Annotated in this window: 4 protein-coding genes; 2 read left to right on the plus strand and 2 right to left on the minus strand. The window is 69.1% G+C overall.

From position 1 onward, the window contains the following. Window positions 1-880: DMT family transporter (locus LQT98_RS23080; RefSeq protein WP_231465512.1), on the minus strand; the 880-nt coding region annotated here is incomplete at its 3' end. A 97-nt stretch (window positions 881-977) separates the two neighbouring features. Here LQT98_RS23080 and LQT98_RS23085 point away from each other — a divergent pair. Further along, complete coding sequence (locus tag LQT98_RS23085) at window positions 978-1841, plus strand: LysR family transcriptional regulator (RefSeq protein ID WP_231465514.1); 864 nt, start codon at window positions 978-980, stop codon at window positions 1839-1841. 48 nt (window positions 1842-1889) lie between these two features. On the opposite strand, the gene ppc is transcribed toward LQT98_RS23085, so the two are convergent. Beyond that, the gene (ppc, locus tag LQT98_RS23090) at window positions 1890-4589 is read right to left on the minus strand and encodes a phosphoenolpyruvate carboxylase (RefSeq protein ID WP_231465516.1); all 2700 of its coding nucleotides are present in this window, start codon (window positions 4587-4589) and stop codon (window positions 1890-1892) included. A 295-nt stretch (window positions 4590-4884) separates the two neighbouring features. Between ppc and hemC the strand changes: the two genes are divergently transcribed. Continuing rightward, window positions 4885-5588, plus strand: a 704-nt coding sequence (hemC, locus tag LQT98_RS23095; RefSeq protein ID WP_231465518.1) for a hydroxymethylbilane synthase, incomplete at its 3' end; no start/stop codon positions are given.

The following is a 5588-nucleotide window of genomic DNA, read 5'->3' on the forward strand; positions in this document are numbered from 1 at the left end:
CCGCCGCAACGGCGGCCGGCTGGCGCGCCGCCAGCCACGCGCCCAGACTGACGCACGCCAGGCCGGCGGCCAGATAGCCGGTCAGCGCCTCGTGCAGCAAGGGCACCGCCAGCAAGCCGGCCAAGACCGGAATCAGGGCGAACAACATCCCCACCCGCACCGCGCCCAACACCGCGATCGCGCGCAGATACAGCACCATCGCCACGATGGCCGCCGCGCCGCCCTGATAGGCGGCCTGGAACAGCAGCGTCGGCCAGGACGCCGCCGCCAGATGCTTGGGCAGCCACAGCAGATAGATCGGCAGATAAATCAGCGCCGCCATGATGGTGATCGCCCGCGTCAGCGGCCAGGCCGGATAGGCCCAGCGCCGCGCCAGCACGCCGAAAGCCGCCCAGCTCACCGAAGCCAGCAATAGCAGCAGATCGCCCTTCCAGCTATCGCCGCCGGCGCCGCTGAACAGGGGCAGCGCGCTCAAGGCCAGGCCGGCGCCTATCAAGGCGTAACCGGGCAGTTTGTGGCGCTGCAAGCGCTCCCCGGCCAACAGCCAGGCGAACAAGGCCACCAGGAAGGGCTGCATGCCCGGCAGCAGCAGGCCGCCATGCGCCGCCGGCGCGTATTTGAAGCCGCTGTAGGCGAACAGGCTGACGCCCAGGCCGCCCAGCAGGGTCAGCAGCCACAGCCGGGCATCGCGCAAGGCGCCGCGCGGCAGGCCGCCGCACAACAGCAGGATCAGCGCGGCGACGCCGACGCGCAGCGCCAGCATGTCGGTGCCGGCCAGCGCGCTCTTGGCGGCGAGGCGCGACACCAGGTTGAAGCCGGTCCAGATGGCGACGGCACCGAAGGCGGCCAGATAGCCCTGGCGCAGGGAAAGGGTGGACATGTTCACGCTCCGGGAATGGGAATGCTTGCATGCTAGCCCGCGCGCGTCATTCCAAAAAATGAATTATTATGATTCAGATAATCTCTTGGAGAGAATGATGGAATTGGACGAACTGCGCATATTCCAGGCCGTGCTGCAGGAAGACGGCGTGACGCGCGCCGCCGCCCGGCTGCACCGGGTGCAATCCAATGTCACTACCCGGCTGCGGCAGCTGGAAGACAAGCTGGGCGTGCCGCTGTTCCTGCGCGAAGGCAAGAAGCTGATCCCCACCGAGGCCGGCCGCCGGCTGGGCGACTACGCCGAGCGGCTGCTGAGCCTGGCCGAGGAAGCGCGCCAGGCGGTGGCCAGCGCGGAGCCGGCCGGCAGCTTGCGGCTGGGCGCGATGGAAAGCACCGCCGCCTCGCGGCTGGCGCCGGTGCTAGCCGGCTACCACCGCCGCTACCCGACGGTGCAGCTGGAGCTGCAAGCCGGCGTGTCCAACGACTTGCGGCGCGCGGTGCTGGAAGGCCGGCTGGACGCGGCGCTGATCAGCGGCCCGGCCGGCGACGAACGCCTGGACGAGGCGCTGGTGTTCGAGGAAACCATCGTGCTGGTGGCCGCCGCCGGCCAGCGCGAGCTGTCGCTGCGCCTATTGGGCGAGACCACGCTGCTGACCTTCGGCCACGGCTGCGCCTACCGCCAGCGGCTGGAAGCCTGGATGCAGCGCCAGGGCGTGCAGCCGCGCCGCCTGGTGGAGCTGGGCTCCTACCACGCCATGCTCAGCTGCGTCGCCAGCGGCATGGGGCTGGCGCTGCTGCCGCAAAGCCTGCTCGACAGCATGCCGCTGATGGCGGCCCAGGTGTCCACCCATCCGCTACCGGCGGACCTGGGCCAGGCCCAGACCACGCTGATCCGCCGCCGCGGACTGCGCCAGCCGGCGCTGGACGCCCTGCAACGGCTGCTGCTGGGCGAGGAAAACTAGAACGGCACGCTGCGCGGCGACGGGCCTGTGCAGCCGCCGCGCCTGGCCTCAACCGCTGTTGCGCAAGCCGGCCGAAGTGCCGTTGATGGTCAGATGGATAGCGTACAAGGCCTCGGCGTCGTCCGGCTGACGGCGCAGCCGGCTCAGCAACTCGGCCTGCAACAGGCCCAGCGCGTCCAGATACGGCAAGCGCGTTTCCAGGCTGCGGTGCAGCGTCGGGTTCTTCTCCAACAGCGCGCTCTGGCCGGTGATGGCGTAGAAAGCGTCCAGTGTCGCCTGCCACTCGGCCTGGATGCGGCCGAACAGCGCCTCGGCCAGCGCGCGGTCCTCCACCAGGCCGGCGAAGCGGCGGGCGATGCCCAGATCCGCCTTGGCCAGCACCTGTTCCATATTGGACAACACCACCTGGAAGAACGGCGAGCTGCGGTACAAGCTTTGCAGGCGCGCGCGGCCAGCTTCGCCGTGGCGCTCGATGAAGGCGCGCACCGCCGAGCCGACGCCGAACCAGCCGGGCAGCATCACCCGCGATTGCGACCAGGAGAACACCCAGGGAATGGCGCGCAAATCCTTGATCGAGGCCAGGCTCTTGCGCGAGGCCGGCCGGCTACCGATATTGAGCTTGGCGATGGCGTTGATCGGCGTCGCCTCCAGGAAGTACTGCATGAAGCCCGGCGCTTCCACCAGTTCGCGGTAGGCGCGGAAGGCGGCGTCCGACAACTCGTCGAACACCGTCTCGTCGGTCTCGCAGCTGGCGCAGCCGCTGAGGCTGGCCTCCAGCGTCGCCGCCACCAGAGCCTCCAGGTTGCGGCCGCCGATGGCCGGGTCCGAATACTTGGACGCGATCACCTCGCCCTGCTCGGTGATGCGGATGCGGCCGGCCACGCTGCCGGCCGGCTGCGCCATGATGGCCTCGAACGACGGACCGCCGCCGCGGCCCACCGAGCCGCCGCGGCCATGGAACAGCCGCAGCTTGACCCGGCCGTCGGCGAAACAGCGCACCAGCCGCTTTTCCGCCTGGTAGAGCTGCCATTGGCTGGTCAGATAACCGCCGTCCTTATTGCTGTCGGAATAGCCCAGCATCACTTCCTGCATGCGACCGCGGCTATCCAGCAACTGCTGGTACCACGGCAGCGCGAACAGCGCCGTCATCACCTGGGCGCTGCGCTCCAGATCGGAAATGGTTTCGAACAACGGCACCAGATTGACGCTGGCGCGCGGCTGTCCGTCCACCAGCCGGATCATGCCGGCCTCCTTCAGCAGCAGCGCCAGCGCCAGGATGTCGCTGACCTGGGCGCAATTGGAGATGATGCTCTGGCCGATGGCGTCGGCGCCGAACTGACGCTGGATCAAGGCCGCCTCGCGGAAGATCGCCAGCTCCTTCTCCGCCTCGGCGCTGTAGTCCAGATAGGGCGAATACAGCAGCCGCGGCGTGGCCAGTTCGCGCAGCAGCACCCGGCTGCGCGCCGCCTCGTCCAGCGCCGCGAACTCCTCCAGTCCGGCGCGGGCGAACAGCTCGCCCACCACCGCCTCGTGGCTGCCGGCGAACTGGCGCAGGTCCAGCGGCATCAGGAAGAAGCCGAACACATCCACCGCGCGGATCAATTCCGCCAGCCGGCCGTCGGCCAGCGTCGCGCTGCCGTGCTCGCGCAGCGAGGCGTCCAGCACCGCGAGATCGGCCTGGAATTCAGCCTGGTCGGCATAGGGCCGGCCCGCCGGCCAGCGCCCGCTCAGGCTCACGCCCAATTGCAGGCCGGTGGCCAGCACCCGCGCCTCCATCGCCGCCAGCGCGCGCCGGTACGGCTCCTCGCGGCGGCTCTCCTCCTGGTCCGGCGTCAGCGCCGCCAACTTGGCCAGCGCCGGGCTGACGCCGACCAGGCGCTGCGACAGCGACAGCTCGCGGTACAGCGCCGCCAGCTCGTACAGATAATGCTCGAACGCCACTTGCGCCTGGCGCGTCACCGCGTGGCGCAACACCACGGCGTCGACATTGGGGTTGCCGTCGCGGTCGCCGCCTATCCAGCTGCCGACGCGGATGAAGGACGGCAGCGGCGTCGTCTGGCCCCAGGTGGCCTCGATCTGCCGGTCCAGACGTTGGTACAGCGCCGGCAAGGCCTGGAAGAAGGTCAGCGGATGATAGGCGACGCCGTTTTCGATCTCGTCCTTGACCGCCAGCTTGAAGTGGCGGATTTCCGAGGTCTGCCACAGCGCGACGATCACACGCTTGAGCTTGGCCTCCAGTTCCTCCTCCTCTTCCGGCGTCAGATCCGCCGCCGCCAGCTTGCCCAGGAAACGGCGCACCGCGCGGTGGCCGTCCAGCACGCTCTGGCGCTGCACCTCGGTGGGGTGGGCGGTGAGGATGGCGCCGACATAGGCGTCGCGCAGGGTGTCGGCCAGCATGGCGATGCTGACGCCGTCCGCCTTCAGCTTGCCCAGCGCGCGCGACAGGCTGCCCTGCTGCGGCGCGGAGCCGGCCTGGCGGTGGGCGCGGCGGCGGCGCACATGGTGCAGATCCTCGGCGATATTGAACAGCTGGGCGTACAGGCCGCAGGCGCGCACCAGCGCCATCGCCGCCGCCGGGCTCAACTCAGCCGCCAAGGGCTGGCTGCGTTCCTCGGCGCTGCGGCCGGCGATGGCGCGCACCTCGGCGTAGACCTCGGGGCCGGCCTGTTCGCTCAACACCTCGGCCAGCGCGCGGTCCAGGCGCGCCAGATCGGCGCGCAGCGGCAAGTCCTTGTCTAAATCGCTCATTCGGTATCCCTTGATGATGACGAGCGGCCGTGGCCGCTCCTAGTTTTGAATCGGCTCAAGTCAGCGCGGTCGCTGGCTTCAGACGATTCGTTTCGCATGCAAAACATCATAAGCAGGCTTGCCGCTGTAGTGGCAACACTACTGTCATTTAACCAGTTAGATATTGACCTGACTGCGCATTGCGCAACATCAAGCTTTACGCCGCCGCCTGGACGATACGGCGGCGCTGCGCGCCGGGCCGGCATGCTAGAATGCCCGCCATCCAAGCACATAGCCCGATCGGAAACCGGTTTTCATGGACAAAATCGTCATCGCCAGCCGCGAAAGCCGGCTGGCCATGTGGCAGGCCGAACACATCCAGGCCCGGCTGCAAGCGCTCTATCCCCACCTCAGCGTGGACATCCTGGGCATGACCACCCAGGGCGACCAGATCCTGGACAAAACCCTGTCCAAGATCGGCGGCAAAGGCCTGTTCGTCAAAGAGCTGGAAGTGGCGCTGGCCGAAGGCCGCGCCGATCTGGCGGTGCATTCGATCAAGGACGTGCCGATGGTGCTGCCGGAAGGCTTCGCGCTGGCGGCGATCTGCGAACGCGAAGACCCGCGCGACGCGCTGGTGTCCGCCCGCTACGCCGACCTGTCTGAGCTGCCGGATGGCGCGGTGGTGGGCACCTCCAGCCTGCGCCGCGAATCGCAGATCCGCGCCCGCTATCCGCGGCTGGTGGTCAAGCCGCTGCGCGGCAATGTGCAAACCCGGCTGCGCAAGCTGGACGACGGCGAGTACGACGCCATCATCCTGGCCGCCGCCGGCCTCAAGCGCCTGGGCCTCGCCGATCGCATCCGCAAGGAACTGCCGCCGTCGGAAAGCCTGCCGGCCGCCGGCCAGGGCGCGCTGGGCATCGAGATCCGCGCCGACCGCGCCGACCTGATGCAGCTGCTCGCGCCGCTGAACCACGCCGCCACCCACGCCTGTGTCAGCGCCGAGCGCGCGCTGGCGCGCGA

Source organism: Chromobacterium aquaticum (genome assembly GCF_021129195.1).
Classification (GTDB): Bacteria; Pseudomonadota; Gammaproteobacteria; order Burkholderiales; family Chromobacteriaceae; genus Chromobacterium; species Chromobacterium aquaticum.

Coding starts and splice junctions, on each gene's coding strand:
- LQT98_RS23085 (WP_231465514.1), top strand. CDS start 978: ATGGAATTGGACGAACTGCGCATATTCCAGGCCGTGCTGCAGGAAGAC.
- ppc (WP_231465516.1), bottom strand. CDS start 4,589: ATGAGCGATTTAGACAAGGACTTGCCGCTGCGCGCCGATCTGGCGCGC.